This window comes from Streptomyces gelaticus (assembly GCF_014649535.1).
GTDB classification, from domain to species: domain Bacteria; phylum Actinomycetota; class Actinomycetes; order Streptomycetales; family Streptomycetaceae; genus Streptomyces; species Streptomyces gelaticus.
Genome location: NZ_BMTF01000008.1, coordinates 66,776 through 93,488 on the forward strand (window position 1 = coordinate 66,776; position 26,713 = coordinate 93,488).

Here is a 26,713-nt window from a genome sequence, read left to right on the forward strand (position 1 = left end):
AACCGATGAGCACCATTGACATCCTTTCGCCGGCAGGCGACAAGGCCGGGACCGTCGAGCTCCCCGCGGAGATCTTCGACGCCAAGACCAGCGTTCCGCTGATCCACCAGGTCGTTGTCGCGCAGCTGGCAGCTGCCCGTCAGGGCACGCACAAGACCAAGACCCGCGGCGAGGTCCGTGGTGGTGGGCGCAAGCCGTACCGCCAGAAGGGCACCGGCCGCGCGCGCCAGGGTTCGACCCGTGCGCCGCAGTTCGCCGGCGGTGGCGTCGTCCACGGTCCGCAGCCGCGTGACTACTCGCAGCGGACCCCGAAGAAGATGAAGGCCGCCGCCCTGCGCGGTGCCCTCTCGGACCGGGCCCGTCACTCGCGCATCCACGTCGTCACCGGCGTGGTCGAGGGTGCCGTCTCCACCAAGGCCGCCAAGACGCTGTTCGGCAAGATCTCGGAGCGCAAGAACCTGCTCCTGGTCGCCGACCGCTCCGACGAGGCCGCGTGGCTGTCCGCCCGCAACCTGCCCCAGGTGCACATCCTGGAGCCGGGCCAGCTGAACACGTACGACGTGATCGTCTCTGACGACGTGGTCTTCACCCAGGCCGCCCTCGAGTCCTTCGTGTCTGGCCCCCAGACCGCTGAGACCGAAGGGAGCGACGCCTGATGAGCGAGGCGACCGTTACCAGCAAGACCTACTCGGACCCGCGCGACGTTCTCGTCAAGCCGGTTGTTTCCGAGAAGAGCTACGCGCTGCTCGACGAGAACAAGTACACGTTCATCGTCGCGCCCGGCTCCAACAAGACCCAGATCAAGCAGGCCGTGGAAGCGGTCTTCTCGGTCAAGGTCACCGGGGTCAACACGATCAACCGGCAGGGCAAGCGCAAGCGCACCCGCACCGGTTTCGGCAAGCGCGCCGACACGAAGCGCGCCATCGTGACCCTCGCCGAGGGCGACCGTATCGACATCTTCGGCGGTCCGACCGCCTAAGGGCGGTCTGGATCGTCCGAAATCGGACGAGGACTGAGAAATGGGTATCCGCAAGTACAAGCCGACGACCCCGGGCCGTCGTGGCTCCAGCGTCGCCGACTTTGTCGAGATCACGCGGTCCACGCCGGAGAAGTCGCTGGTCCGCCCCCTGCACAACAAGGGCGGCCGTAACAACGCCGGTCGTGTGACCGTTCGCCACCAGGGTGGTGGCCACAAGCGCGCCTACCGCGTGATCGACTTCCGTCGTCACGACAAGGACGGCGTGCCGGCCAAGGTCGCGCACATCGAGTACGACCCCAACCGCACCGCGCGCATCGCGCTCCTGCACTACGCGGACGGCGAGAAGCGCTACATCATCGCGCCGCGTGGCCTGTCGCAGGGCGACCGTGTCGAGAACGGCCCGGCCGCCGACATCAAGCCCGGCAACAACCTGGCGCTGCGCAACATCCCGGTCGGTACGACCATCCACGCCATCGAGCTGCGGCCCGGCGGCGGCGCGAAGTTCGCCCGTTCCGCGGGTGCCTCCGTGCAGCTGCTGGCGAAGGAGGGCACCATGGCCCACCTTCGTATGCCGTCGGGTGAGATCCGCCTGGTCGACGCCCGCTGCCGCGCCACCATCGGCGAGGTCGGCAACGCCGAGCAGTCGAACATCAACTGGGGCAAGGCCGGCCGCATGCGCTGGAAGGGCGTTCGCCCGACCGTCCGCGGTGTCGCGATGAACCCGGTTGACCACCCGCACGGTGGTGGTGAGGGCAAGACCTCCGGTGGTCGCCACCCGGTCTCCCCGTGGGGTCAGAAGGAGGGTCGTACTCGTTCGCCGAAGAAGGCCTCGAACAAGTACATCGTCCGCCGCCGCAAGACGAACAAGAAGCGCTAGGAGCGGGTTTAGATGCCGCGCAGTCTCAAGAAGGGACCCTTCGTTGACGGCCACCTCCTGAAGAAGGTGGACGCTCAGAACGAAGCCGGTACCAAGAACGTCATCAAGACCTGGTCCCGTCGCTCGATGATCATCCCGGCCATGCTGGGTCACACCATCGCGGTGCACAACGGCAAGATCCACGTCCCGGTGTTCGTCACCGAGTCGATGGTCGGCCACAAGCTCGGCGAGTTCTCGCCGACTCGCACCTTCCGCGGCCACGTCAAGGACGACCGGAAGTCGAAGCGCCGCTAACCGCGGAGTGGAACGACTATGACTTACACCGAAGGGACAACCATGGAAGCCAGGGCCCAGGCGCGGTACATCCGCGTCACGCCCATGAAGGCCCGCCGCGTGGTGGACCTCATCCGTGGCATGGATGCCACGGAGGCTCAGGCGGTCCTGCGTTTCGCCCCGCAGGCCGCGAGCGTGCCGGTTGGCAAGGTGCTGGACAGCGCCATCGCCAACGCAGCACACAACTACGACCACACCGACGCCTCCACGCTGGTCATCAGCGAGGCGTACGTGGACGAGGGCCCGACCCTGAAGCGGTTCCGTCCGCGTGCCCAGGGCCGTGCCTACCGGATCCGTAAGCGGACCAGCCACATCACCGTGGTCGTCAGCAGCAAGGAAGGAACCCGGTAATGGGCCAGAAGGTAAACCCGCACGGGTTCCGGCTCGGCATTACCACGGACTTCAAGTCCCGTTGGTACGCCGACAAGCTGTACAAGGACTACGTCAAGGAAGACGTCGCCATTCGTCGCATGATGACGAAGGGCATGGAGCGGGCCGGCATCTCGAAGGTCGAGATCGAGCGCACCCGCGACCGCGTCCGCGTTGACATCCACACCGCCCGCCCGGGCATCGTCATCGGTCGCCGTGGCGCCGAGGCCGACCGCATCCGTGGCGAGCTGGAGAAGCTGACCGGCAAGCAGGTCCAGCTGAACATCCTCGAGGTCAAGAACCCCGAGGTGGACGCTCAGCTGGTGGCCCAGGCCGTCGCCGAGCAGCTCTCCTCCCGCGTCTCCTTCCGTCGTGCCATGCGCAAGAGCATGCAGAGCTCGATGAAGGCCGGCGCCAAGGGCATCAAGATCCAGTGCGGTGGCCGCCTCGGCGGCGCCGAGATGTCCCGTTCGGAGTTCTACCGCGAGGGCCGTGTGCCCCTGCACACGCTCCGCGCGAACGTCGACTACGGCTTCTTCGAGGCCAAGACGACCTTCGGCCGCATCGGCGTGAAGGTCTGGATCTACAAGGGCGACGTCAAGAACATCGCCGAGGTCCGCGCCGAGAACGCCGCTGCCCGCGCCGGCAACCGCCCGGCCCGTGGCGGCGCTGACCGCCCGGCCGGCCGCGGTGGCCGCGGTGGCGAGCGTGGCGGTCGCGGTCGCAAGCCGCAGCAGCAGTCGGCTCAGGCCGAGGCCCCCAAGGCCGAGGCTCCCGCCGCTGCCGCTCCGGCTGCCGAGAGCACCGGAACGGAGGCCTGACCGAAATGCTGATCCCCCGTAGGGTCAAGCACCGCAAGCAGCACCACCCGAAGCGCAGCGGTATGTCCAAGGGTGGTACGCAGGTTGCGTTCGGCGAGTACGGCATCCAGGCGCTGACCCCGGCGTACGTGACGAACCGTCAGATCGAGGCAGCTCGTATCGCGATGACCCGTCACATCAAGCGTGGCGGCAAGGTCTGGATCAACATCTACCCGGACCGTCCCCTGACGAAGAAGCCGGCCGAGACCCGCATGGGTTCCGGTAAGGGTTCTCCCGAGTGGTGGATCGCGAACGTCAAGCCGGGTCGCGTGATGTTCGAGCTGTCCTACCCGAACGAGAAGATTGCTCGTGAGGCGCTCACCCGCGCTGCTCACAAGCTTCCGATGAAGTGCCGCATCGTTCGGCGCGAGGCAGGTGAGGCGTGATGTCGGCCGGAACCAAGGCGTCCGAGCTGCGCGAGCTGGGCAACGAGGAGCTGCTCAACAAGCTCCGCGAGGCCAAGGAAGAGCTGTTCAACCTCCGCTTCCAGGCGGCGACCGGGCAGCTCGAGAACCACGGTCGGCTCAAGTCCGTCCGTAAGGACATCGCCCGGATCTACACCCTGATGCGCGAGCGCGAGCTGGGCATCGAGACGGTGGAGAGCGTCTGATGAGCGAGAAGACTGTGACTGAGACCAACACCGACCGCGGTTTCCGCAAGACCCGTGAGGGTCTGGTCGTCAGCGACAAGATGGACAAGACCGTCGTCGTCGCTGTCGAGGACCGTGTCAAGCACGCGCTGTACGGCAAGGTCATCCGCCGTACGAACAAGCTCAAGGCGCACGACGAGCAGAACGCCGCCGGCGTCGGCGACCGCGTCCTCCTGATGGAGACCCGGCCGCTGTCCGCCACGAAGCGGTGGCGCGTCGTCGAGATCCTCGAGAAGGCCAAGTAATTCCTGAGGGGCATTCCCCTCAGGCAAGTTCCGCCAGGCTCGGCGGGGGTCCGCTCCGTGACGGAGTGGCCCCCGCCGGGAACCGGCAGACGATCAGGAGATAGACGTGATCCAGCAGGAGTCGCGACTTCGCGTCGCCGACAACACGGGTGCGAAGGAAATCCTCACCATCCGTGTTCTCGGTGGTTCGGGTCGCCGCTACGCGGGCATCGGTGACGTCATCGTCGCCACCGTCAAGGACGCGATCCCCGGTGGCAACGTGAAGAAGGGTGACGTCGTCAAGGCCGTCATCGTTCGCACCGTCAAGGAGCGTCGCCGTCAGGATGGCTCGTACATCCGCTTCGACGAGAACGCCGCCGTCATTCTGAAGAACGACGGTGACCCCCGCGGCACCCGCATCTTCGGCCCGGTGGGCCGGGAACTGCGCGAGAAGAAGTTCATGAAGATCATCTCGCTCGCGCCGGAGGTGCTGTAAGCATGAAGATCAAGAAGGGCGACCTGGTTCAGGTCATCACCGGTAAGGACAAGGGCAAGCAGGGCAAGGTCATCGTGGCCTACCCCGCTCAGGACCGCGTCCTCGTCGAGGGTGTCAACCGGGTCAAGAAGCACACCAAGGCCGGTCAGACCGCTCGCGGTTCGCAGACCGGTGGCATCGTCACGACCGAGGCCCCCATCCACGTGAGCAACGTTCAGCTCGTTGTGGAGAAGGACGGCAAGAAGGTCGTCACGCGCGTCGGTTACCGCTTCGACGACGAAGGCAACAAGATCCGCGTTGCCAAGCGGACGGGTGAGGACATCTGATGGCTACCACCACCACTCCGCGTCTGAAGACGAAGTACCGCGAGGAAATCGCCGGCAAGCTGCGTGAGGAGTTCTCGTACGAGAACGTCATGCAGATCCCCGGTCTGGTCAAGATCGTGGTCAACATGGGTGTGGGCGACGCCGCCCGCGACTCCAAGCTGATCGACGGCGCCGTGCGCGACCTCACCACGATCACCGGTCAGAAGCCGGCCGTGACCAAGGCCCGCAAGTCCATCGCGCAGTTCAAGCTGCGCGAGGGTCAGCCGATCGGCTGCCACGTCACCCTCCGCGGTGACCGCATGTGGGAGTTCCTGGACCGTACGCTGTCGCTCGCGCTGCCGCGTATCCGTGACTTCCGTGGTCTGTCGCCGAAGCAGTTCGACGGCCGTGGCAACTACACCTTCGGTCTCACGGAGCAGGTCATGTTCCACGAGATCGACCAGGACAAGATCGACCGGGTCCGGGGCATGGACATCACCGTGGTCACCACGGCGACCAACGACGACGAGGGTCGTGCCCTCCTTCGTCACCTCGGCTTCCCGTTCAAGGAGAACTGACCGTGGCGAAGAAGGCTCTGATCGCTAAGGCCGCCCGTAAGCCGAAGTTCGGCGTTCGCGCGTACACCCGCTGCCAGCGCTGCGGCCGGCCCCACTCCGTCTACCGCAAGTTCGGCCTGTGCCGCGTGTGCCTTCGTGAGATGGCTCACCGCGGCGAGCTGCCGGGCGTGACCAAGAGCTCCTGGTAATTCTCCTTCGCCCTCCGGGCGTTGGGAATTGACGGAAGCTCTCGGTAAGCATCTGGTCGGCAGGAGCCCGCCCTCACATGCCGTAGGCTTGTGGGGTTGGGCGCCTGCCGCCCAAGACCGACTTACTACGCCGTAGGTCCCCGCACCGCACCCGTCCTGCCTCTGAGTGGGGAGAGGGATGGCGCATACAGGAAACCCCGGCGAGAGAGGCCGAAGGCCAATTCATGACCATGACTGATCCCATCGCAGACATGCTCACGCGTCTGCGCAACGCGAACTCGGCGTACCACGACTCCGTCGTGATGCCGCACAGCAAGATCAAGTCGCACATCGCGGAGATCCTCCAGCAGGAGGGCTTCATCACCGGCTGGAAGGTCGAGGACGCCGAGGTCGGCAAGAACCTCGTCCTCGAGCTGAAGTTCGGCCCGAACCGCGAGCGCTCGATCGCCGGCATCAAGCGCATCTCGAAGCCGGGTCTGCGTGTATACGCAAAGTCCACCAACCTGCCGAAGGTCCTCGGCGGCCTGGGCGTGGCGATCATCTCCACGTCCCACGGTCTCCTGACCGGCCAGCAGGCCAGCAAGAAGGGCGTAGGTGGGGAAGTCCTCGCCTACGTCTGGTAGTCGGGAACGGAGGAATAGCTCATGTCGCGAATCGGCAAGCTCCCCATCCAGGTTCCCGCCGGTGTGGACGTCACCATCGATGGCCGCACGGTCGCGGTGAAGGGGCCGAAGGGCACCCTCACGCACACCGTCGCGTCGCCGATCGAGGTCACCAAGGGTGAGGACGGCTTCCTCAGCGTCACCCGCCCGAACGACGAGCGTCAGAACAAGGCCCTCCACGGCCTGTCCCGCACGCTGGTGGCGAACATGATCACCGGTGTGACCCAGGGTTACAGCAAGGCGCTCGAGATCAGCGGTGTCGGTTACCGCGTCCAGGCGAAGGGCTCCAACCTGGAGTTCGCCCTGGGCTACAGCCACCCGATCGTCGTCGAGGCGCCGGAAGGCATCACCTTCAAGGTCGAGTCCCCGACCAAGCTGTCGGTCGAGGGAATCGACAAGCAGAAGGTCGGCGAAGTGGCGGCCAACATCCGCAAGCTGCGGAAGCCCGACCCGTACAAGGCGAAGGGCGTCAAGTACGCCGGCGAGGTCATCCGCCGCAAGGTCGGAAAGGCTGGTAAGTAGCCATGGCATACGGCGTGAAGATCGCCAAGGGCGACGCCTACAAGCGTGCCGCCCTCAAGCGTCGCCACATCCGCGTCCGCAAGCACATCTCCGGTTCGCCGGAGCGTCCGCGCTTGGTCGTGACGCGGTCCAACCGCCACATGGTGGCCCAGGTCATCGACGACATCGCGGGTCACACGCTCGCGTCGGCGTCGACCCTGGACGCCTCCATCCGTGGTGGCGAGGGCGACAAGAGCACCCAGGCCAAGCAGGTCGGCGCCCTGGTCGCTGAGCGCGCCAAGGCCGCAGGCGTCGAGGCCGTCGTGTTTGACCGCGGTGGTAACCAGTACGCCGGGCGGATTGCCGCTCTGGCTGACGCCGCCCGTGAAGCCGGTCTGAAGTTCTGAGCCCGGTTCCTACGCACAGCGGACGTAACAGAGAGAGGTAATTCCAATGGCTGGACCCCAGCGCCGCGGAAGCGGTGCCGGTGGCGGCGAGCGGCGGGACCGGAAGGGCCGTGACGGCGGCGCAGCTGCCGCCGAGAAGACCGCGTACGTTGAGCGCGTTGTCGCGATCAACCGCGTCGCCAAGGTTGTGAAGGGTGGTCGTCGCTTCAGCTTCACCGCGCTGGTCGTGGTGGGCGATGGTGACGGCACCGTCGGTGTCGGCTACGGCAAGGCCAAGGAAGTTCCCGCGGCCATCGCCAAGGGCGTGGAAGAGGCCAAGAAGAACTTCTTCAAGGTCCCGCGCATCCAGGGCACCATTCCTCACCCGATCCAGGGCGAGAAGGCTGCGGGCGTCGTCCTGCTGAAGCCTGCTTCCCCCGGTACCGGTGTTATCGCCGGTGGCCCGGTGCGCGCCGTTCTGGAGTGCGCCGGCGTTCACGACATCCTGTCGAAGTCGCTCGGCTCCGACAACGCGATCAACATCGTGCACGCGACCGTGGAGGCCCTCAAGGGCCTGCAGCGTCCCGAGGAGATCGCGGCCCGCCGCGGTCTGCCGCTCGAGGACGTCGCCCCCGCGGCCCTGCTTCGTGCGCGTGCGGGAGCGGGTGCGTAATGGCTCGCCTCAAGATCACGCAGACGAAGTCGTACATCGGCAGCAAGCAGAACCACCGCGACACCCTTCGTTCGCTCGGGCTCAAGCGCCTGAACGACGTGGTTGTCAAGGAGGACCGTCCCGAGTTCCGCGGCATGGCTCACACCGTCCGCCACCTCGTGACGGTTGAGGAGGTCGACTGACATGGCGGAGAACAAGCCGCTGAAGGCCCATGACCTCCGGCCCGCCCCGGGCGCCAAGACCGCCAAGACCCGTGTGGGTCGTGGTGAGGCGTCCAAGGGTAAGACCGCCGGTCGTGGCACCAAGGGCACCAAGGCCCGCTACCAGGTTCCGGAGCGCTTCGAGGGTGGGCAGATGCCCCTCCACATGCGTCTCCCGAAGCTCAAGGGCTTCAAGAACCCGTTCCGCACCGAGTACCAGGTCGTGAACCTGGACAAGCTCGCGACGCTCTACCCCGAGGGTGGAGAGGTCACCGTGGCCGACCTGGTCGCCAAGGGTGCGGTGCGCAACAACCACCTCGTCAAGGTCCTCGGACAGGGCGAGATCTCCGTGGCGCTGCAGGTTTCGGTTGACGCCGTCTCCGGCTCCGCCAAGGAGAAGATTGCCGCCGCCGGCGGCACCGTCACCGAGCTCGTCTGAGACAACTCGATGGCTTGAACATCCGACCGGGGATGCCTCTCATATGGGGCATCCCCGGTCGGTCGTTCCTAGGGAGGCATGGTCGCCGGTAAGGTGGCGTGCGTTGTTGTGTGGTAACCCCTCGGGCAGCCGCCCGGGGACTTTTGACTGTTACGTATCCGTCGATCCTCAAGACCGTCACCTCTACGCTCTGCGCGGGGGTCGCAGGAGGCACCGTGCTCACCGCGTTCGCCCGGGCGTTCAAGACGCCCGACCTGCGCAAGAAGCTGCTCTTCACGCTCGGCATCATCGTGATCTACCGGCTCGGGGCCCACGTCCCGGTACCGGGAGTGAGCTACGAGAACGTCCAGATGTGTGTTGATCAGGCCAGTAAGGGCAACAACAGCCTCTTCGGCCTGGTGAACATGTTCAGCGGTGGTGCACTGCTGCAGATCACGATCTTCGCGCTCGGCATCATGCCGTACATCACGGCCAGCATCATTCTCCAGCTGCTGACCGTGGTCATTCCCCGACTCGAGGCGCTCAAGAAGGAGGGGCAGTCCGGCCAGGCGAAGATCACGCAGTACACGCGTTATCTGACCGTCGCCCTCGCCATCCTCCAGGGCACCGGCCTGGTGGCCACCGCCACCAGCGGCGCGCTCTTCAGCGGCTGCCCGGTCGCCGACCAGATCGTGCCGAACCAGTCGATCTTCACGACCATCGTGATGGTCATCACGATGACCGCGGGCACCGCGGCCGTCATGTGGCTCGGTGAGCTCATCACCGACCGCGGCATCGGCAACGGCATGTCGATCCTGATGTTCATCTCGATCGCCGCCAGCTTCCCCGGCGCCCTGTGGGCCATCAAGACCAGCGGCAAGCTGGCCGACGGCTGGATCGAGTTCGGCACCGTCATCCTGATCGGCTTCGTGATGGTGGGCCTCGTCGTCTTCGTCGAGCAGGCCCAGCGCCGTATCCCGGTGCAGTACGCGAAGCGCATGATCGGCCGCAGGTCGTACGGCGGTACGTCGACGTACATCCCGCTGAAGGTCAACCAGGCGGGTGTGATTCCCGTCATCTTCGCTTCTTCGCTGCTCTACATCCCCGCCCTGATCGTCCAGTTCTCCAACTCCACTGCGGGCTGGGCGACATGGATCAAGGACAACTTCGTCAAGGGCGACCACCCGTACTACATCACGGCGTACTTCCTGTTGATCGTCTTCTTCGCCTTCTTCTATGTGGCGATTTCGTTCAACCCCGAGGAAGTCGCCGACAACATGAAGAAGTATGGTGGCTTCATCCCGGGTATCCGGGCTGGTCGACCTACTGCCGAGTACCTGAGCTACGTGCTCAACAGGATCACTTGGCCGGGATCGCTGTACCTGGGTCTGATCGCTCTTGTGCCGACGATGGCGTTGGCAGGCTTCGGTGGCGCCAACCAGAACTTCCCGTTCGGCGGGACGAGCATCCTCATCATCGTGGGTGTGGGTCTGGAGACCGTGAAGCAGATCGAGAGTCAGCTCCAGCAGCGCAATTACGAAGGGTTCCTCCGCTGATGCGAATCGTCCTCGTCGGGCCGCCCGGTGCCGGCAAGGGAACGCAGGCTGCGTACCTTGCCAAGAACCTGTCGATTCCGCAGATCTCCACGGGCGATCTCTTCCGCGCCAACATCAGCCAGGGCACCGACCTTGGCAAGCAGGCCCGCGCCTTCATGGACGCCGGCCGGTTGGTGCCGGACGAGGTCACCATCGGGATGGCCAAGGACCGCATGTCTCAGCCGGACGCCGAGAACGGCTTCCTGCTGGACGGCTTCCCGCGCAACGTGGGTCAGGCCGAGGCTCTTGACGCCATGCTCAAGGACGAGGGCACCAAGCTCGACGCGGTCCTGGACCTCGAAGTCCCCGAGGACGAGGTGGTCAAGCGCATCGCCGGCCGCCGCATCTGCCGGAACGAGGGCTCGCACGTCTTCCACGTGACGTACAACCCGCCGAAGGCCGAGGGTGTCTGCGACATCTGCGGCGGCGAGCTGTACCAGCGCGACGACGACACCGAGGACACGGTCCGCACCCGGCTGGAGGTCTACCACTCGCAGACCGAGCCGATCATCGACTACTACCGGGCCCAGAACCTGGTGGTCACCATCTCCGCGCTCGGCAAGGTCAATGATGTGACCGAGCGGGCGATGGAAGCTCTCAAGTCCGACCAGGGCTGAGCGAAACACCCGCAGTACCAGTGCAGTCGGCCGCGGCGTCCATGGACGCCGCGGCCGACTGTTTGCGCCGTATCGTTGTGTGAGTACGGCGCAGCCATCACCGTTCGACGCAGTCCGATGCAGAGAGGCGCCACGCAATGGTGCAGATCAAGACCCCCGAGCAGATCGCGAAGATGCGTGAGGCGGGGCTGGTGGTCGCTGCCATTCACGCGGCCACCCGCGAGGCGGCGGTGCCCGGCGCCACCACGCTCGACCTGGACCAGGTCGCCCGCAAGGTGATCGCCGATCACGGTGCGAAGTCGAACTTCCTCGGGTACGGCGGTTTCCCCGCGACCATCTGCACCTCGGTCAACGAGGTCGTCGTCCACGGCATCCCGGACGACAAGACCGTCCTCAAGGACGGCGACATCATCTCCATCGACGCCGGCGCGATCGTCGACGGCTGGCACGGCGACGCCGCCTACACGGCCTTCGTGGGCACCGGTCACGCTCCGGAGCTGGTCGAGCTCTCGCGGGTGACCGAGGAGTCCATGTGGGCCGGTATCGCCGCGATGAAGGTGAACAACCGCCTGGTCGACATCTCGAAGGCGATCGAGTCCTACATCCGCCGCCAGCCCCGCCCCGCCACCGGTAAGTACGGCATCATCGAGGACTACGGCGGCCACGGCATCGGCACCGAGATGCACATGGACCCGCACCTGCTGAACTACGTCGCCCGCAAGCGCGGCAAGGGCATCAAGCTCGTTCCCGGCGTCTGCCTGGCCATCGAGCCGATGGTGTCGCTCGGTACGGCGCGGACCGAGGTGCTCCAGGACGACTGGACCGTCATCACGACCGACGGCACCTGGTCCTCCCACTGGGAGCACTCGATCGCCCTCACCGAGCAGGGCCCCCTGGTCCTGACCGCCCCCGACTGCGGCAGGGCGAAGCTCGCGCAGTACGGGATCGAGGCGGCGCCCGACCCGCTGGGATGACGAGAGTCGGGGATTTGACCTGCTTGTGGAGGTCTAAGGATCTCCTCGGCTGGGCAAACTTGACGGATTCGTCTTTTGAGGTCCGCTGACGTAGACTGACTCGTCGGCTGTCGTGCATCAGTGTGTCCACATACTGTGCCGAGAGTCGATCAAGGTAGCCGATTCGAAAGGCGAAGCGTGGCCAAGAAGCAAGGTGCCATCGAAATTGAGGGCACCGTGATCGAGTCCCTCCCGAACGCCATGTTCAAGGTGGAGCTCCAGAACGGTCACAAGGTCCTCGCGCACATCAGCGGCAAGATGCGGATGCACTACATCCGAATCCTTCCGGATGACCGGGTTGTCGTGGAGCTCTCCCCGTACGACCTGACGCGTGGCCGGATCGTCTACCGCTACAAGTAGATCTTGCCTCCACCCCGCTTCCGCGCGGTGACGGCACTGACCCGGAGAACCTGACATCCCATGAAGGTCAAGCCGAGCGTCAAGAAGATCTGCGACAAGTGCAAGGTGATCCGCCGTCACGGTCGGGTCATGGTCATCTGCGACAACCTGCGCCACAAGCAGCGCCAGGGCTGACGCACGACCCCCTGCATCTCGCAGCACTTCGCGCGACGCACGTAATACGTACATACGCAGAGTCCGTCCAAGCTTCGGCTGACGACACCTCCGGTGGGGGCCGGGGACCCGGGCGTACCACCTCTCCTCGCGAGGGGTCGGCGATCGGGAGCGGCACTGCGGAAGACCCCCGAATGAACACTGGAGCCATTGAATGGCACGCGTTTCAGGTGTTGACATCCCGCGCGAAAAGCGCGTGGAGGTTGCCCTCACCTACGTCTTCGGCATCGGGCGCACCCGGTCCAAGGAGATTCTCGCCACCACCGGCGTGAACCCCAACACCCGCGTTCGCGACCTGGCCGAAGAGGACCTGGTCAAGATCCGCGAGTACGTGGACGCCAACCTCCGCACCGAGGGTGACCTCCGCCGCGAGATTCAGGCCGACATCCGCCGCAAGGTCGAGATCGGCTGCTACCAGGGTCTGCGTCACCGCCGCGGCCTGCCGGTCCACGGCCAGCGCACCAGCACGAACGCTCGTACCCGCAAGGGCCCGCGTCGCGCGATCGCCGGCAAGAAGAAGCCGGGCAAGAAGTAGTCCTCAGCGGACGCACTGCGGGCGTCCGGGCCACCGGTCATCCGCAGCAACCAGCGGTCTTCGCTGTAGGACCGATCACCTCCCCTCTCCATCTGGAGTCAAGACATGCCCCCCAAGGGTCGTCAGGGCGCAGCCAAGAAGGTGCGTCGCAAGGAAAAGAAGAACGTCGCTCACGGCCACGCGCACATCAAGAGCACGTTCAACAACACCATCGTCTCGATCACGGACCCCTCGGGCAACGTGATCTCCTGGGCCTCCGCCGGCCACGTCGGCTTCAAGGGCTCGCGCAAGTCCACCCCCTTCGCCGCGCAGATGGCCGCCGAGTCGGCCGCCCGCCGCGCGCAGGAGCACGGCATGCGCAAGGTCGACGTCTTCGTCAAGGGTCCGGGCTCCGGCCGCGAGACCGCGATCCGTTCGCTCCAGGCCACCGGCCTGGAGGTCGGTTCGATCCAGGACGTCACCCCCACCCCGCACAACGGATGCCGCCCGCCCAAGCGTCGCCGCGTCTGATTTCGTGCTCTGCTCCGAGCAGTAGCTCGTGAGCGGGTACGGGCGGTACGGCCCCTTCGGGGTCGTGCCGCCCGTACCCTTGTCAGTACCTGGGGGCGTCAAATAGTGGGCGCCCACGACTGAAGGAACGCAACATGCTTATCGCTCAGCGTCCGTCGCTGACCGAAGAGGTCGTTGACGAGTTCCGCTCCCGGTTCGTCATCGAGCCGCTGGAGCCGGGCTTCGGTTACACCCTCGGTAACTCCCTCCGCCGTACGCTCCTCTCCTCGATCCCCGGTGCCGCTGTCACCAGCATCCGGATCGACGGTGTCCTGCACGAGTTCACCACCGTGCCGGGCGTCAAGGAGGACGTCACCGACCTCATCCTCAACATCAAGCAGCTGGTCGTCTCCTCGGAGCACGACGAGCCGGTCGTGATGTACCTGCGCAAGCAGGGCCCCGGCCTGGTCACCGCTGCTGACATCGCCCCGCCGGCCGGTGTCGAGGTCCACAACCCGGACCTGGTCCTGGCCACGCTCAACGGCAAGGGCAAGCTGGAGATGGAGCTGACCGTCGAGCGCGGTCGCGGCTACGTCTCCGCCGTCCAGAACAAGCAGGCGGGCCAGGAGATCGGCCGTATCCCGGTCGACTCCATCTACTCGCCGGTGCTCAAGGTCACCTACAAGGTCGAGGCGACCCGTGTCGAGCAGCGCACCGACTTCGACAAGCTGATCGTCGACGTCGAGACCAAGCAGGCCATGCGTCCGCGTGACGCCATGGCTTCGGCGGGCAAGACCCTGGTCGAGCTGTTCGGCCTGGCGCGCGAGCTCAACATCGACGCCGAGGGCATCGACATGGGCCCGTCCCCGACGGACGCCGCGCTCGCCGCCGATCTGGCGCTGCCGATCGAGGAGCTGGAGCTCACGGTCCGTTCGTACAACTGCCTCAAGCGCGAGGGCATCCACTCCGTGGGTGAGCTCGTGGCCCGTTCCGAGGCAGACCTGCTCGACATCCGCAACTTCGGTGCGAAGTCGATCGACGAGGTCAAGGCGAAGCTGGCCGGTATGGGCCTCGCGCTGAAGGACTCGCCTCCCGGCTTCGACCCGACCGCCGCCGCGGACGCCTTCGGCGCCGACGACGATGCGGACGCCGGTTTCGTGGAGACCGAGCAGTACTGATCCGCCTCCGGCTGGGGTGCCCGGGTTTTCCGGGTGCCCCGGACCGGGGTGAGGCTCTGTCCTCAATCGCCGGACGGGCTTGATTTTCGGGCTGGGGCTCGATGTCGGGTGCGTGCGGAGCACGAAGACTTCCGTGCGGCGTCCGCCGCGCGGGAACTGACACCGGTACCTGACACGGCCGGTGCAGCACACAAGGAGAAAAACCATGCCGAAGCCCGCCAAGGGTGCCCGTCTGGGCGGCAGCGCCGCGCACGAGAAGCTGCTTCTCAACAACCTCGCGAAGTCGCTGTTCGAGCACGGCCGCATCACCACGACCGAAGCCAAGGCCCGCCGTCTGCGTCCGGTCGCCGAGCGTTTCATCACCAAGGCGAAGAAGGGCGACATCCACAACCGTCGCCTGGTGCTGCAGTCGATCACGGACAAGGGCGTCGTGCACACGCTCTTCACCGAGATCGCCCCGCGGTACGAGAACCGCCCCGGTGGTTACACCCGCATCACCAAGATCGGCAACCGTCGCGGCGACAACGCCCCGATGGCGGTCATCGAGCTGGTCGAGGCGCTGACCGTGGCCCAGCAGGCCACCGGTGAGGCCGAGGCCGCCACGAAGCGTGCGGTCAAGGAAGACGCCCTCAAGAAGGACGAGGCTCCGGCCGAGGCCGTCGAGGACGCCAAGCCGGCCGACGACGCCGAGTCCAAGGACGCCTGAGCGTTCTGAGACCACTGGACGGGCCCGCACCACCCTTCGGGGCGGTGCGGGCCCGTTCCGTATGTACCTGTGAGTAGCTGCGGGAAAGGACCCTGGGGTGAGTGACGAGGTGGAGCCCGGCTTCGTACGGGTGCGGCTGGACCTGGCGTATGACGGCAAGGACTTCTCGGGCTGGGCGAAGCAGACCGCCAGGCGGACCGTCCAGGGGGAGATCGAGGAAGCGCTGCGGACCGTGACGCGGTCCTCGCGGACGTACGACCTGACCGTTGCCGGGCGGACCGATGCCGGGGTGCACGCCCGGGGGCAGGTCGCGCATGTCGATCTGCCGGACGAGGTGTGGGCCGAGCACGGCGACAAGCTGCTGCGGCGGATGGCCGGGCGGATGGCGCCCGATGTGCGGATCTGGCGGATCGCGCCGGCGGCCGAGGGTTTCAACGCGCGGTTCTCGGCGCTGTGGCGGCGGTACGCGTACCGCGTCTGTGACCGTCCCGGCGGCGTGGATCCGCTGTTGCGGGGTCATGTGCTGTGGCACGACCGGACGTTGGACATGGACGCCATGAACGAGGCGGCTGCCCGCATGGTCGGGGAGCACGACTTCGCCGCGTACTGCAGGAAGCGCGAGGGCGCGACGACCATCCGTACGCTGCAGAAGCTGAGTTGGGTACGGGACGGGGCGACCGGGATCCTGACGGCGACCGTGCAGGCGGACGCGTTCTGCCACAACATGGTCCGGGCGCTGATCGGTGCGGCGCTCTTCGTCGGGGACGGGCGCCGGCCGGCCGAGTGGCCGGCCCGGGTGCTCGCGGCCCGGGTGCGCGACCCCGGGGTGCACGTGGTGCGTCCGCACGGGCTGACGCTGGAGGAAGTCGCCTATCCGGCCGACGAGTTGCTGGCCGCCCGCGCCGTGGAGGCGCGCAATATGCGCACGCTCCCCGGGGGCGGCTGCTGCTGACGCGCTACTCCGGGGCCGCTGCGGCGTGGGCCCGCCGTCGGCGCCAGGCGCGCGTCAGCCCGGTGGCCAGGTACAGGGCCGCGAGCGTGTACACCGTCGCGTGGAACGGGGCGATGCCGGGCGCCGCCCAGCTCTGCACCGCGGCCGCCGTGAACAGCAGCAGGCCCAGCACGCGCAGCAGCCACCAGCGCGGCCGGCGGGGGCGGTACGCGCCCGGGGGCGGCGGGTGTTCGCCGTCCCGGGTGGTCATCGCGGAGCGCATGCCGGCCAGCAGGCCCCGGCGGGCGAGCACCCGGGCGCCCGGCAGGGCGTCCAGGACGTCCGGACGCTCGCCGAAGCCCGGGGGGAGCGGGGGCAGGGAGAGCGCCGCCAGGAGGTCCGCCTGGTGGCGGGGCGGGTTGCCGGTGGAGCGCAGCACGTGCGTCAGCGGGCGGGGGTCCTGGAGGGCGAAGGCACGGGCCAGGGCCTCGGCCGTGGCGGTGACCGCGGCGTGGTCGGGGGCCGGGGACGTGGCGTCCCACTCGTGGGCGGCCAGCGGTCTGCCCTTGAGGAACAGCGTGAGCCCACAGCGCTCGGGGGTGCGGCGCAGGACCAGCGTGGGCCACTTCTCGCCGGTGGTGAAGTTGTCGGCCGCCGTGGTCAGTGGGTCCTCGGTGGACAGGATCGAGCGCTTCGCGGGGCGGGCGTCGGCGACGGCCTCGACATAGGTGTGCGTGTCGGTCGCGGGAGCGGTACGGAGCGAGACGCCGCACATCAGCGCTGCCTGTGCCACGTCCGCCGGGCGGGCCGCCGCTATCGCGACCGCGCAGGGGGCGCCCGGCGCCCGGCCGGGGGCGGGGGCCGGTGCGGTCCGGGGCTGCGGGGGACGGCCGAAGAAGGGCGTCCGGGAAGCCAGTTGGATACGGACGCCGGAACGGGTGTCGAGGAACGCCTGGCGCGGGTCGTCGCCGAAGTACGCCCAGGGGTACCTGGTGGCGCGGGTGCCGATGCTGCGGAAGGCGTCGAGCGCCTCGTCCCAGCGCTCCGTGCGCAGCAGCATCAGGACCAGGCAGTTGCGGAAGCCGGCCGCCTCCCGGCTGTCCGGTGCGTACGCCGCGGAGAGGTCCAGGGCGCGGTCGACCGCGGCCGCGACGCGGGGCGCGTACGGGTCGGGGCCGGTCGGTGCGGCGGGGGACAGCACCGTGTACTCCAGCGCCGCGAACAGGGGCAGCGCGTGCAGCTTCGAACCGGGCGGGGCCGTGTCGGCCGCTCGCTCGGCGAAGTCGAGCATCTCCGCGTGCGAGCCGTGCCACTTCGCGCAGAGGTATGCGAGGGCGGCGCTGTGGCATCCGTAGTGGTGCGGGTCGAGGGACAGGGCCTGCGCCCAGTAGTCGTCGAACACCTCGCGGGGGGCCTGGCTGCCCAGCGCGTGGGTCAGGGCGATGCGCCAGGGCACCGGGTCGTCGGGGTTGAGCTCGGCCGCCCTGCCGATCACCGGCGCGGCGTCCTCCAGCAGTGCGAAGAAGGCCCGGAACTGGTCGGGCGGTACCTGCCCGGCACTCTCCCCGGTGCGTACCTCCCACGCCTGGTGGATGCGGAGGTCCGCCCCGACCAGGGCCGCGTCCGGGTCCTCGGGGTCCTCGGCCTGCCAGGCGTCCAGCCAGCCGGGGTTGTGCAGGGCGGCTTCGGCGAGCCGTGACACACAGTCGTCCCTCAGCTCCCACTGCCGGTGCTCGCGGGTCTGGGCGAGCAGTTCCCGGGCGGGGCCGTGGTCGCCGTCGGCGGCCGAGGCCAGGGCGGCCCGGAGCGCGGGGTCCGGAGCGTCGAGGGAGACCGCCTCGTCGGGTGGCAGATCGGCGCCGACGGACGCGCTGTGGCGCAGTACGCGGGGAAGGGTGAGCAGGAACGGAAGGCGCACGGGACCCCGTTGCCCGTCAGCCGGTCTGCGCGGTGGCCGCGGCCGAGGCCTGGAGCTCGCCGCGGCGGTGGATCTGACGGAACGTGAAGTTCGTCAGGTCGTCGCCGGTGGCGTAGACGTTCTTGTCGGCCGTGGTGACGCTCTTGCCGCTGGTGAACCCGCTGATCGCGAAGTAGGCGTACCGGCCGTAGGAGTTGGCGGTGCGGCGGCAGACCGAGCCCGGCGGGCAGAAGGCCGGCACGCCCGCGCCGCTCAGCGTGGCGATGCTGCCGCTGGACTGCTGGGCCGCCTTCTTGGCCTGTGCCTCCGTGGGGAAGACCGCGAGTCCGACGGTGACGGCGACGCCGTCCTTGCTGTACGTGGCCCGCAAGACCTGGTCGCAGCCGTTGTTCACCAGGATCGAGCCGAGCGCGCCCTTCGTGGTCGCGGCGCAGTTCTTCGTCTGCTGCGTCGCGCCCTTGACGTAGACGCGGTCGCCCATCGTCAGCTTCTTGCCGGGGAAGAACGCGTCGACGGTGATCGGCGCCCGGTCCTTCTTGGCATTGGAGATGTAGTCCTTCGGGTTCGGCGGGGGCGGCGGGGCCACCGAGGAGAAGGACGGCTCGGGCTCGGCGGTCTCGTTCGGCAGGTCGGTCGGCGCGGGCAGCTCGCTCGCGTGCTTGCCGGAGCTGTTGTTCTTGTTGGTCGAGATGACCGCCGTGGCCACGATCGCGCCGATCGCCGCGGTGGCGAGCACGCCGCCGCCGATCAGCAGCCACCTCTTGCGCCGTTTGCGCGCGGCGGACTCGTCGGCCAGCGCTGCCCAGTCCGGAGTCTGTGTGCCCCCGGGCCCCCAGGAGGGCCCCCCTTGCCCAAAGCTCATGCGGCGAATCCTAGAGGAGAGGTAAACCAGTTGGGCCAGGGCTTCGCGGGCCGTGACAATGCTGTGCATGGGACATCTTGAAGCGGGCCACCTGGAGTACTACCTACCGGACGGGCGGGTGCTGCTCGGCGACGCTTCGTTCCGGGTGGCGGACGGGGCCGTGGTCGCCCTCGTGGGGGCCAACGGGGCCGGCAAGACGACGCTGCTCAGGCTGCTCGCCGGGGAGCTCCAGCCGCACGGCGGTTCCGTCTCGGTGAGCGGCGGGCTCGGGGTGATGCAGCAGTTCGTGGGCTCGGTGCGGGACGAGCGCACGGTCCGGGACCTGCTCGTCTCGGTGTCCCAGCCGCGCATCCGGGAGGCGGCCCTGGCGGTCGACAGGGCGGAGGCGCTGATCCTCACCGTCGACGACGAGGCCGCGCAGATGAAGTACGCGCAGGCCCTGAGCGACTGGGCGGAGGCCCGGGGGTACGAGGCCGAGACCGTCTGGGACATGTGCACCACGGCCGCGCTCGGCGTCCCGTACGAGAAGGCGCAGTGGCGCGAGGTGCGCACGCTCTCCGGCGGTGAGCAGAAGCGGCTGGTCCTGGAGGCGCTGCTGCGCGGTCCCGACGAGGTGCTGCTGCTCGACGAGCCGGACAACTATCTCGACGTGCCCGGCAAGCGATGGCTGGAGGACAGGCTCAAGGAGACCCGCAAGACGGTCCTGTTCGTCTCCCACGACCGCGAGCTGCTGTCCAGGGCCGCCGAGAAGATCGTCAGCGTGGAGCCGAGCCCGGCCGGCAGCGATGTGTGGGTGCACGGCGCCGGCTTCGACACGTACCACCAGGCCCGCAAGGACCGGTTCGCCCGGTTCGAGGAGCTGCTGCGGCGCTGGGAGGAGGAGCACGCCCGGCTGAAGGCGCTGGTCCACCGGCTGCGGCAGCAGGCGGCGATCAGCCCGGACATGGCGTCCCGCTACCGGGCGATGCAGACCCGCTTCAAGAAGTTCGAGGACGCGGGCCCGCCGCCGGAGCCGCCGCGCGAGCAGGACATCAAGATGCGGCTGCGCGGCGGCCGGACCGGCGTACGGGCCCTGACCTGCAAGAACCTTGAGCTGACCGGGCTGATGAAGCCGTTCGACCTGGAGATCTTCTACGGGGAGCGGGTTGCCGTGCTCGGCTCGAACGGATCGGGGAAGTCGCACTTCCTGCGGCTCCTCGCGGGCGAGCAGGTCGCGCACACGGGGGAGTGGAAGCTCGGGGCCCGGGTCGTGCCGGGGCACTTCGCGCAGACCCACGCCCATCCGGAGCTGCTGGGGCACACGCTCGTCGAGATCCTGTGGACGGAGCACGCCAAGGACCGCGGCGGGGCGATGTCCGTGCTGCGCCGCTACGAGCTGGAGCGGCAGGGCGACCAGCCCTTCGAGAAGCTGTCCGGCGGGCAGCAGGCGCGGTTCCAGATCCTGCTCCTGGAGCTGGCCGGAACGACCGCGCTGCTGCTGGACGAGCCGACGGACAACCTGGACCTGGAGTCGGCGGAGGCGTTGCAGGACGGCCTTGAGGCGTACGAGGGAACGGTGCTGGCCGTCACGCACGACCGGTGGTTCGCGAAGTCCTTCGACCGCTATCTGGTGTTCGGCTCGGACGGCGTCGTACGCGAGACGGCGGAGCCGGTGTGGGACGAGCGGAGGGTCGAGCGGGCGCGGTAGGTGCCGCCGGGGCCCTCGGCGGGGACCGGTGATCCGGTCTCCGCCTCACCCGTCCGGGTGGAGGCGCGACGAAGCGCAGGTGTGGCCGGTGCCGCCCTTCTAGCTTGGCCGCATGGTCAGCTCATCACACGAGGCGATGCACCGGATCTTCCAGGAGGATCCGGGAGTCTTCGCGCGGACCTTCCGCACGCTGGGGCTTCCCTTCCCGGAACCTGTCGCCGTGTCCCTCATGCCCACCGACCTCACGGAGACCAAGCCGCTCGAAAGACGGGTGGACACGCTCTTGCGGATCGACGCGGGCAGAAACGGCAGCTATCTGCTGGCTGTGGAGGCGCAGGGCAAGAAGGACCGGGACAAGCCCGGCAACTGGGCCTACTACGTGGCTCATCTCTACGCGAAGTACCGGCTGCCGCCGGTCCTCCTGGTGACGTGCCAGGACAAGAACACGGCGGAGTGGGCGGCCGAGACCGTGGCCATCGGACCTGCGGCGTGGCCGACGTTGTCGCTCCGTCCCCTGGTGCTCGGACCGCACAACATGCCCGTCATCACCGATCCGGAGGCTGCCGCCAGGGACATTCCCCTCGCCACGCTCTCGGCGGTCACGCATGGTAAGGATCCGAATGCCGGTGTCATACTGAAGGCGTTGGCAGCCGCGCTGCAGACCGTTGACGACGACACGGCGATGATCTTCGCCGAACTCACCGAACTGGGCCTGGGCTCCGCTCCGGCCGCAAAGATCTGGAGGGATCTGATGTCCGTCGACCTCTCTTTCTTTCGCTCGGAGACGTCACAGCGGCTGCGTTCCGAGGCGCGCGCCATAGGGCGTGCCGAAGGGCGGGCCGAAGGGCGGGCCGAGGACATTCTGCGGATCCTGGCCAAGCGCGGGATCGCGGTCCCGGAGCAGGTGCGGGAGCGGATCGCTTCCTGCGCCGATCTGGATGTGCTGGGCGAGTGGTTCGACCGGTCGTTGACCGTCGAGGCGGCCGAGGAGCTGTTCGCGGCGGCCGAGGGCTGACTTCCGGCCCCGGAACCCCGGCGGTGCCGGGGTTCCGGGGCTGTTTTGACCCGTGCGGGGGAGCGGCGGTATTCTCCTGGTTCGTTATGCGTATTGGCTTGGTCGTTCTCACGCGAGGGGCCCTTACGCCGGTCCACCGGGCCGATGACCAGCGGCAGGCACTCGGGTTGCGTCCCCGCAGCGCCGCCAAGGCTGGTGTGATCGTCCGGGTGGCCTTGTCAGGACCCACTCACTGAAGAAGCGAAGGCTACGACCGTGCGTACGTACAGCCCCAAGCCCGGCGATGTGACGCGCCAGTGGCACATCATTGACGCGCAGGACGTCGTCCTGGGCCGTCTGGCCACCACGGCTGCGAACCTCCTCCGCGGCAAGCACAAGGCGATCTACGCCCCCCACATGGACATGGGCGACTTCGTCATCATCATCAACGCCGAGAAGGTTCACCTCTCCGGCAACAAGAAGACCCAGAAGATGGCGTACCGCCACTCCGGGTTCCCGGGTGGTCTGCGTTCCGTCCGTTACGACGAGCTGCTCGACAAGAACCCCGAGAAGGCCGTCGAGAAGGCCATCAAGGGCATGATCCCCAAGAACAGCCTGGGCCGTCAGATGCTCTCGAAGCTCAAGGTCTACGCGGGCGACCAGCACCCGCACGCTGCTCAGCAGCCGGTCCCGTTCGAGATCACCCAGGTCGCGCAGTAGTTCCGGCCTCCCCCTAAGACCAAAAGAAAGATCTGAGGAGAATCGTGGCCGAGACCACTGTTGAGAACCCCGTCGAGGGCACCGAGGGCGAAGAGGTCTTCGCCGAGGTGACCACCTTCGAGTCCGAGGTTCCCGTCGAGGGCGAGTACACCAGCGAGTCGCTGGCCTCCCGCTTCGGCGACCCGCAGCCCGCCGCCGGCCTGGGCCGTCGGAAGAACGCCATCGCCCGCGTCCGGATCGTTCCGGGCACCGGCAAGTGGAAGATCAACGGTCGCACCCTTGAGGACTACTTCCCCAACAAGGTGCACCAGCAGGAAGTCAACGAGCCCTTCAAGGTGCTCGAGCTCGACAACCGCTACGACGTCATCGCCCGCATCTCGGGCGGCGGCGTCTCGGGTCAGGCCGGCGCCCTGCGTCTCGGCGTGGCCCGTGCGCTGAACGAGGCCGACGTGGACAACAACCGTCCCACGCTGAAGAAGGCCGGCTTCCTCTCCCGTGACGACCGTGCGGTCGAGCGCAAGAAGGCCGGTCTCAAGAAGGCCCGCAAGGCCCCGCAGTACAGCAAGCGCTGATCCGCCTGCTCATCTGCTGTACACGTTCGCCCCGGCGGCACACCTCGTGCTGTCGGGGCGTTCGTTTATCGGCACCCTCAGGCGTATAACGGCATAAGACGTTCATAGGCTTGTTGCGTTGCTTTGGTTGATTTGGTTGTGCGGTTTCGGAGCATCTTCGGAGGACACCAGTGGGACGACTCTTCGGCACGGACGGTGTGCGCGGTGTCGCCAATGCGGATCTGACGGCCGAGCTGGCGCTCGGTCTCTCGGTCGCTGCGGCGCACGTTCTCGCCGAGGGGAGCACCCCCGACGGGACCAGGCCGACAGCCGTGGTGGGCCGTGACCCACGCGCGTCCGGAGAGTTCCTGGAGGCCGCCGTGGTGGCCGGCCTCGCCAGCGCAGGCGTGGACGTCCTGCGGGTCGGCGTGCTGCCCACCCCGGCGGTGGCGTACCTCACCGGCGCGCTCGGTGCCGACCTCGGCGTGATGCTCTCCGCGAGCCACAACTCCATGCCGGACAACGGTGTCAAGTTCATCGCCCGCGGCGGTCACAAGCTCTCCGACGAGCTGGAGGACCGGATCGAGACGATCTACCGGCAGCACCGCACCGGTGAGCCGTGGGAGCGCCCGACCGGTGCCGGTGTGGGACGCGTCACCGAGTACGCGGAGGGCTTCGACCGTTACGTGGCGCACCTCGTCGCGGTCCTGCCGAACCGGCTCGACGGGCTGAAGGTCGTGCTCGACGAGGCGCACGGCGCGGCCGCCCGGGTTTCGCCCGAGGCCTTCGCGCGGGCCGGCGCCGAGGTGATCACGATCGGTGCGGACCCGAACGGCCTGAACATCAACGACGGCTGCGGCTCCACCCACCTGGAGCCGCTGAAGGCCGCCGTCGTCGAGCACGGTGCCGACTTCGGCATCGCGCACGACGGCGACGCCGATCGCTGCCTGGCCGTGGACGCCGCGGGCGAGGAGGTCGACGGCGACCAGATCCTGGCCGTCCTCGCCCTTGCCATGCGCGAGGCCGGACAGCTGCGCAAGGACACCGTGGTCGGCACCGTCATGTCCAACCTCGGCTTCAAGATCGCGATGGAGCGGGAGGGCATCCAGCTCGTCCAGACCGCTGTCGGCGACCGCTACGTACTGGAGTCGATGAAGGCCGAGGGCTACGCGCTGGGCGGCGAGCAGTCCGGCCATGTCATCGTCCTGGACCACGCCACGACCGGCGACGGCACCCTGACCGGCCTGCTGCTGGCGGCCCGGGTCGCCGCCACCGGCCGCACCCTCGCCGACCTGGCCGGGGTCATGCAGCGGCTGCCGCAGCTGCTGATCAACGTCCGCGACGTCGACAAGTCCCGGGTCGGGACATCGCCCGAGATCGCCGCGGCCGTGGCCGAGGCCGAGCGCGAGCTGGGCTCCACCGGCCGCGTGCTGCTGCGCCAGTCGGGCACGGAGCCGCTGGTGCGGGTCATGGTCGAGGCGGCCGACATCGAGCAGGCGCGGGCGGTCGCCGAGCGGCTTGCCGATGTGGTGAAGTCCGCGCTGGGGTAGTGCCCGGCGGCCGGAAGGGCCGGCCCTATTCGCCGGACGGGTTCGCGACGAGGCCCGTCCGGCGCAGGTGCGTCTTCCACAGGGCCTTCTGGACCAGCAGGGTCAGCGTCCCCGCGACCACGATCCCGCCGAGGTTCGCCAGCAGCTGGGTCGCGGAGCCCGCCATCTGGTGGTAGTCGCTGTAGCTGAACGCCACCGCCGCGTTGGACGCGGCAGGCACGGTCGTCACCGAGATGGCGACCCCGATCAGCGCCCCGGACTTCGCCGAGGTCAGCGAGAGCGTGCCGGCGACCCCGGCCAGGAAGGCCACCACGAACGACATCGCGTCGGGCTTCCAGATGAACGCCGTGTTGGGACGGTCGGCCTCGATCATCGAGCGGGTGAACAGCCCGAGGGCGTCCATCAGCCAGGCGAAGCCGACCGTCAGCACCATTGCCAGGGCGAAGCCGACGATCAGCGCGTACGAGGAACGCAGCGCCAGCCGTGGAGCGCGCTGCACCAGGGCCGTCGATATCCCGGCCAGCGGCCCGAACTCCGGGCCGACCGCCATCGCGCCCACGATCAGGATCGCGTTGTCGAGCATCACACCGCAGGCGGCGAGCATCACCGCGACGGTGAGGAACGCCACGTACGTGACGCTGAACGTCGACTCCTCGTGGGTCGCCTCCGTCAGCTCCTCCCACAGCACCGCGTCCGCGCCCTCGCCCGGCGCGTCCTCCTCGGCCTGGTCGGCGTGGGCGGAGAGCGTCAGGTCCATGTTCTCGACGGTGATCGAGCCGGACTTGTCGATACCGAGGCGGCGCAGCGCGGAGATCAGCTCGTCACCCGCCTCCCGGGCCACGTCGCACAGCACCAGGTCACCCGCCGGGTCGCGGGCGGCTCCGGCCATCACGACGAGATGCGTGGTGCCGAGGGTGCTGTCCAGCAGGTGCAGCACCGCTTCCGTGCGGTCGGCGGGGACGATCAGGCGCAGATGCAGCACGTGGCCACTCCCAGAAGGCTCGCGGACTCAGAGTTTGCGCAGCGACAGCCGCTGGACCTTGTGGTCCGGGCCCTTGCGCAGCACCAGCGTGGCACGGCCCCGGGTGGGCGCGACGTTCTCCACCAGATTGGGCTTGTTGATGGTCCGCCACATCGTCGCCGCGTACTCCATGGCCTCCTCCTCGGAGACCTGGGTGTACTGGCGGAAGTACGAGAAGGGGTTCTGGAAGGCGGTCGCGCGCAGCTTCCGGAAGCGGTTGAGATACCAGCTCTCGATGTCCTCGGTGCGCGCGTCCACGTACACGCTGAAGTCGAAGTAGTCGGCGAGACCGACCCTGGTCCGGCCGTCCTTGCCGGGCATCGCGGGCTGGAGCACGTTCAGCCCCTCGACGATCAGGATGTCGGGACGGCGTACGGTGAGCAGCTCGTCCGGCACGATGTCGTAGATCAGATGCGAGTAGACGGGCGCCGTCACCTCGTCCTTGCCGGCCTTGATGTCGGCGACGAACCGGGTCAGGGCCCGCCGGTCGTACGACTCGGGGAACCCCTTGCGCGACATCAGGCCGCGGGCCCGGAGCTCCTTCATCGGCAGCAGGAACCCGTCCGTGGTCACCAGCTCCACGCGCGGGTGCTCGGGCCAGCGGGCCAACAGCGCCTGGAGGATGCGCGCGGTGGTGGACTTGCCGACCGCGACGCTGCCCGCGACGCCTATGACGAACGGGGTGCCGCGCTGCTCGCCGTGACCGCCCCCCGCATCCCCGAGGAAGGTGTTCAGGGCGCCGCGCAGGCCGGAGGTGGCCTGGACGTAGAGGTTGAGGAGCCGGGAGAGCGGCAGGTAGACGTCCCGTACCTCGTCGAGGTCGATGACGTCCCCGAGCCCGCGCAGCTGCTCCACCTCGTCGGCGGTCAGCGGGAGCGGTGTCTTGTCGCGCAGGGCGCTCCACTCGGCGCGGGACAGATCGACGTACGGCGTCGCCGCAGGCTCGGCGCGTCGGTGGGTGCTCCGTGGCGGCGAAGTGATCACGCGTTCATTGTTGCGGGACTTCCGACGGAGTGGAGGGTGGGCTCGATCACGTAGGGGGCGACAGGGGTTGGCGCCGCCGCCGGGGGTGAAT

Annotated in this window: 38 protein-coding genes; 34 read left to right on the plus strand and 4 right to left on the minus strand. The window is 68.0% G+C overall.

Translation table 11 applies throughout. The features are described 5' to 3' along the window. Positions 1–5 precede the first annotated feature (5 nt). The 29 genes from rplD to truA all read left to right on the plus strand — a co-directional run bounded on the left by rplD (position 6) and on the right by truA (position 16,356). Complete coding sequence (rplD, locus tag IE107_RS14270) at positions 6–656, plus strand: 50S ribosomal protein L4 (protein ID WP_189544129.1); 651 nt, start codon at positions 6–8, stop codon at positions 654–656. Then, entirely contained in the window at positions 656–979 is a 324-nt protein-coding gene (rplW, locus tag IE107_RS14275) for a 50S ribosomal protein L23 (protein WP_189544130.1), read from the plus strand. Before rplD ends, rplW begins: the two co-directional genes overlap by 1 nt. Before the next feature lie 40 nt (positions 980–1,019). Beyond that, complete coding sequence (gene rplB / locus IE107_RS14280; RefSeq protein ID WP_189544131.1) at positions 1,020–1,856, plus strand: 50S ribosomal protein L2; 837 nt, start codon at positions 1,020–1,022, stop codon at positions 1,854–1,856. A gap of 12 nt (positions 1,857–1,868) precedes the next feature. Then, positions 1,869–2,150 (plus strand): 30S ribosomal protein S19, encoded by a 282-nt coding sequence (gene rpsS / locus IE107_RS14285; protein WP_189544132.1) that lies wholly within the window; start codon positions 1,869–1,871, stop codon positions 2,148–2,150. A 42-nt stretch (positions 2,151–2,192) separates the two neighbouring features. Next, on the plus strand, positions 2,193–2,540 hold the full coding sequence (gene rplV / locus IE107_RS14290; protein WP_009997296.1) for a 50S ribosomal protein L22: 348 nt from the start codon (positions 2,193–2,195) through the stop codon (positions 2,538–2,540). Further along, positions 2,540–3,379 carry a 30S ribosomal protein S3 gene (gene rpsC / locus IE107_RS14295; protein WP_189544133.1) on the plus strand — a complete coding sequence of 280 codons (840 nt, stop codon included), beginning with the start codon at positions 2,540–2,542 and terminating at the stop codon, positions 3,377–3,379. The genes rplV and rpsC overlap by 1 nt, the downstream gene beginning before the upstream one ends. Before the next feature lie 5 nt (positions 3,380–3,384). Beyond that, complete coding sequence (gene rplP, locus IE107_RS14300) at positions 3,385–3,804, plus strand: 50S ribosomal protein L16 (RefSeq protein ID WP_072485538.1); 420 nt, start codon at positions 3,385–3,387, stop codon at positions 3,802–3,804. Next, on the plus strand, positions 3,804–4,028 hold the full coding sequence (gene rpmC / locus IE107_RS14305; protein WP_014047786.1) for a 50S ribosomal protein L29: 225 nt from the start codon (positions 3,804–3,806) through the stop codon (positions 4,026–4,028). Before rplP ends, rpmC begins: the two co-directional genes overlap by 1 nt. After that, positions 4,028–4,312, plus strand: coding sequence for a 30S ribosomal protein S17 (gene rpsQ, locus IE107_RS14310; RefSeq protein WP_030977953.1), 285 nt, complete (start codon positions 4,028–4,030; stop codon positions 4,310–4,312). Before rpmC ends, rpsQ begins: the two co-directional genes overlap by 1 nt. 106 nt (positions 4,313–4,418) lie before the next feature. Next, positions 4,419–4,787 carry a 50S ribosomal protein L14 gene (gene rplN / locus IE107_RS14315; protein ID WP_003966950.1) on the plus strand — a complete coding sequence of 123 codons (369 nt, stop codon included), beginning with the start codon at positions 4,419–4,421 and terminating at the stop codon, positions 4,785–4,787. Between the two features lie 2 nt (positions 4,788–4,789). Further along, positions 4,790–5,113, plus strand: coding sequence for a 50S ribosomal protein L24 (gene rplX / locus IE107_RS14320; RefSeq protein ID WP_073786786.1), 324 nt, complete (start codon positions 4,790–4,792; stop codon positions 5,111–5,113). Next, the gene (gene rplE, locus IE107_RS14325) at positions 5,113–5,670 is read left to right on the plus strand and encodes a 50S ribosomal protein L5 (RefSeq protein WP_189544134.1); all 558 of its coding nucleotides are present in this window, start codon (positions 5,113–5,115) and stop codon (positions 5,668–5,670) included. Before rplX ends, rplE begins: the two co-directional genes overlap by 1 nt. Before the next feature lie 2 nt (positions 5,671–5,672). Continuing rightward, the gene (locus IE107_RS14330; protein WP_003956452.1) at positions 5,673–5,858 is read left to right on the plus strand and encodes a type Z 30S ribosomal protein S14; all 186 of its coding nucleotides are present in this window, start codon (positions 5,673–5,675) and stop codon (positions 5,856–5,858) included. A gap of 224 nt (positions 5,859–6,082) precedes the next feature. Beyond that, positions 6,083–6,481 (plus strand): 30S ribosomal protein S8, encoded by a 399-nt coding sequence (rpsH, locus tag IE107_RS14335; RefSeq protein ID WP_037688013.1) that lies wholly within the window; start codon positions 6,083–6,085, stop codon positions 6,479–6,481. A gap of 21 nt (positions 6,482–6,502) precedes the next feature. Further along, positions 6,503–7,042 carry a 50S ribosomal protein L6 gene (rplF, locus tag IE107_RS14340; protein WP_189544135.1) on the plus strand — a complete coding sequence of 180 codons (540 nt, stop codon included), beginning with the start codon at positions 6,503–6,505 and terminating at the stop codon, positions 7,040–7,042. Between the two features lie 2 nt (positions 7,043–7,044). Continuing rightward, positions 7,045–7,428 (plus strand): 50S ribosomal protein L18, encoded by a 384-nt coding sequence (gene rplR / locus IE107_RS14345; RefSeq protein WP_072485534.1) that lies wholly within the window; start codon positions 7,045–7,047, stop codon positions 7,426–7,428. Between the two features lie 46 nt (positions 7,429–7,474). After that, complete coding sequence (gene rpsE / locus IE107_RS14350; RefSeq protein ID WP_072485533.1) at positions 7,475–8,080, plus strand: 30S ribosomal protein S5; 606 nt, start codon at positions 7,475–7,477, stop codon at positions 8,078–8,080. Next, positions 8,080–8,262 carry a 50S ribosomal protein L30 gene (rpmD, locus tag IE107_RS14355; RefSeq protein WP_030914154.1) on the plus strand — a complete coding sequence of 61 codons (183 nt, stop codon included), beginning with the start codon at positions 8,080–8,082 and terminating at the stop codon, positions 8,260–8,262. The genes rpsE and rpmD overlap by 1 nt, the downstream gene beginning before the upstream one ends. Position 8,263: 1 nt before the next feature. Continuing rightward, positions 8,264–8,719 carry a 50S ribosomal protein L15 gene (gene rplO / locus IE107_RS14360; protein WP_018550610.1) on the plus strand — a complete coding sequence of 152 codons (456 nt, stop codon included), beginning with the start codon at positions 8,264–8,266 and terminating at the stop codon, positions 8,717–8,719. A 215-nt stretch (positions 8,720–8,934) separates the two neighbouring features. Beyond that, positions 8,935–10,254, plus strand: coding sequence for a preprotein translocase subunit SecY (secY, locus tag IE107_RS14365; protein WP_189544136.1), 1,320 nt, complete (start codon positions 8,935–8,937; stop codon positions 10,252–10,254). Then, positions 10,254–10,910, plus strand: coding sequence for an adenylate kinase (locus IE107_RS14370; RefSeq protein ID WP_189544137.1), 657 nt, complete (start codon positions 10,254–10,256; stop codon positions 10,908–10,910). The genes secY and IE107_RS14370 overlap by 1 nt, the downstream gene beginning before the upstream one ends. Positions 10,911–11,047: 137 nt before the next feature. Beyond that, on the plus strand, positions 11,048–11,884 hold the full coding sequence (map, locus tag IE107_RS14375; protein WP_072485530.1) for a type I methionyl aminopeptidase: 837 nt from the start codon (positions 11,048–11,050) through the stop codon (positions 11,882–11,884). Positions 11,885–12,061: 177 nt separating this feature from the next. Continuing rightward, positions 12,062–12,283, plus strand: a complete 222-nt coding sequence (infA, locus tag IE107_RS14380; RefSeq protein WP_003956442.1) for a translation initiation factor IF-1 — start codon at positions 12,062–12,064, stop codon at positions 12,281–12,283. 60 nt (positions 12,284–12,343) lie between these two features. After that, a complete protein-coding gene (gene rpmJ, locus IE107_RS14385; RefSeq protein WP_003956441.1) occupies positions 12,344–12,457 on the plus strand; it encodes a 50S ribosomal protein L36 in 114 nt (37 codons plus the stop codon). A 193-nt stretch (positions 12,458–12,650) separates the two neighbouring features. Beyond that, positions 12,651–13,031: a 30S ribosomal protein S13 gene (gene rpsM / locus IE107_RS14390; RefSeq protein ID WP_018519286.1), complete on the plus strand. Its 381-nt coding sequence runs from the start codon at positions 12,651–12,653 to the stop codon at positions 13,029–13,031. A gap of 105 nt (positions 13,032–13,136) precedes the next feature. Next, positions 13,137–13,541 (plus strand): 30S ribosomal protein S11, encoded by a 405-nt coding sequence (gene rpsK, locus IE107_RS14395; protein WP_003956432.1) that lies wholly within the window; start codon positions 13,137–13,139, stop codon positions 13,539–13,541. Between the two features lie 134 nt (positions 13,542–13,675). Beyond that, complete coding sequence (locus tag IE107_RS14400) at positions 13,676–14,698, plus strand: DNA-directed RNA polymerase subunit alpha (RefSeq protein WP_024755423.1); 1,023 nt, start codon at positions 13,676–13,678, stop codon at positions 14,696–14,698. 205 nt (positions 14,699–14,903) lie between these two features. After that, the gene (rplQ, locus tag IE107_RS14405; protein WP_072486706.1) at positions 14,904–15,404 is read left to right on the plus strand and encodes a 50S ribosomal protein L17; all 501 of its coding nucleotides are present in this window, start codon (positions 14,904–14,906) and stop codon (positions 15,402–15,404) included. A 97-nt stretch (positions 15,405–15,501) separates the two neighbouring features. After that, positions 15,502–16,356 carry a tRNA pseudouridine(38-40) synthase TruA gene (gene truA / locus IE107_RS14410; RefSeq protein ID WP_189544138.1) on the plus strand — a complete coding sequence of 285 codons (855 nt, stop codon included), beginning with the start codon at positions 15,502–15,504 and terminating at the stop codon, positions 16,354–16,356. A gap of 4 nt (positions 16,357–16,360) precedes the next feature. On the opposite strand, the gene IE107_RS14415 is transcribed toward truA, so the two are convergent. Together IE107_RS14415 and IE107_RS14420 are read right to left on the minus strand one after the other, a co-directional pair. Then, positions 16,361–18,253 (minus strand): tetratricopeptide repeat protein, encoded by a 1,893-nt coding sequence (locus tag IE107_RS14415; RefSeq protein ID WP_189544139.1) that lies wholly within the window; start codon positions 18,251–18,253, stop codon positions 16,361–16,363. A 16-nt stretch (positions 18,254–18,269) separates the two neighbouring features. Next, positions 18,270–19,115, minus strand: coding sequence for a hypothetical protein (locus IE107_RS14420; protein WP_189544140.1), 846 nt, complete (start codon positions 19,113–19,115; stop codon positions 18,270–18,272). Between the two features lie 58 nt (positions 19,116–19,173). Here IE107_RS14420 and IE107_RS14425 point away from each other — a divergent pair, with 58 nt between their 5' ends. The 5 genes from IE107_RS14425 to glmM all read left to right on the plus strand — a co-directional run bounded on the left by IE107_RS14425 (position 19,174) and on the right by glmM (position 24,617). After that, the gene (locus tag IE107_RS14425; protein ID WP_189544329.1) at positions 19,174–20,802 is read left to right on the plus strand and encodes an ABC-F family ATP-binding cassette domain-containing protein; all 1,629 of its coding nucleotides are present in this window, start codon (positions 19,174–19,176) and stop codon (positions 20,800–20,802) included. A gap of 112 nt (positions 20,803–20,914) precedes the next feature. Further along, positions 20,915–21,817 (plus strand): hypothetical protein, encoded by a 903-nt coding sequence (locus IE107_RS14430; protein WP_189544141.1) that lies wholly within the window; start codon positions 20,915–20,917, stop codon positions 21,815–21,817. Positions 21,818–22,072: 255 nt separating this feature from the next. Next, complete coding sequence (rplM, locus tag IE107_RS14435) at positions 22,073–22,516, plus strand: 50S ribosomal protein L13 (RefSeq protein WP_189544142.1); 444 nt, start codon at positions 22,073–22,075, stop codon at positions 22,514–22,516. Positions 22,517–22,560: 44 nt separating this feature from the next. Continuing rightward, entirely contained in the window at positions 22,561–23,088 is a 528-nt protein-coding gene (gene rpsI / locus IE107_RS14440; protein ID WP_072486701.1) for a 30S ribosomal protein S9, read from the plus strand. 170 nt (positions 23,089–23,258) lie between these two features. Then, on the plus strand, positions 23,259–24,617 hold the full coding sequence (gene glmM / locus IE107_RS14445; protein ID WP_189544143.1) for a phosphoglucosamine mutase: 1,359 nt from the start codon (positions 23,259–23,261) through the stop codon (positions 24,615–24,617). A gap of 25 nt (positions 24,618–24,642) precedes the next feature. Here the strand turns inward: glmM and IE107_RS14450 are convergent, their stop codons facing one another. Both IE107_RS14450 and coaA read right to left on the minus strand, forming a co-directional pair. Beyond that, positions 24,643–25,599 (minus strand): DUF389 domain-containing protein, encoded by a 957-nt coding sequence (locus IE107_RS14450; RefSeq protein WP_189544144.1) that lies wholly within the window; start codon positions 25,597–25,599, stop codon positions 24,643–24,645. 27 nt (positions 25,600–25,626) lie between these two features. Further along, a complete protein-coding gene (gene coaA, locus IE107_RS14455; RefSeq protein ID WP_189544145.1) occupies positions 25,627–26,622 on the minus strand; it encodes a type I pantothenate kinase in 996 nt (331 codons plus the stop codon). Positions 26,623–26,713: the final 91 nt, after the last annotated feature.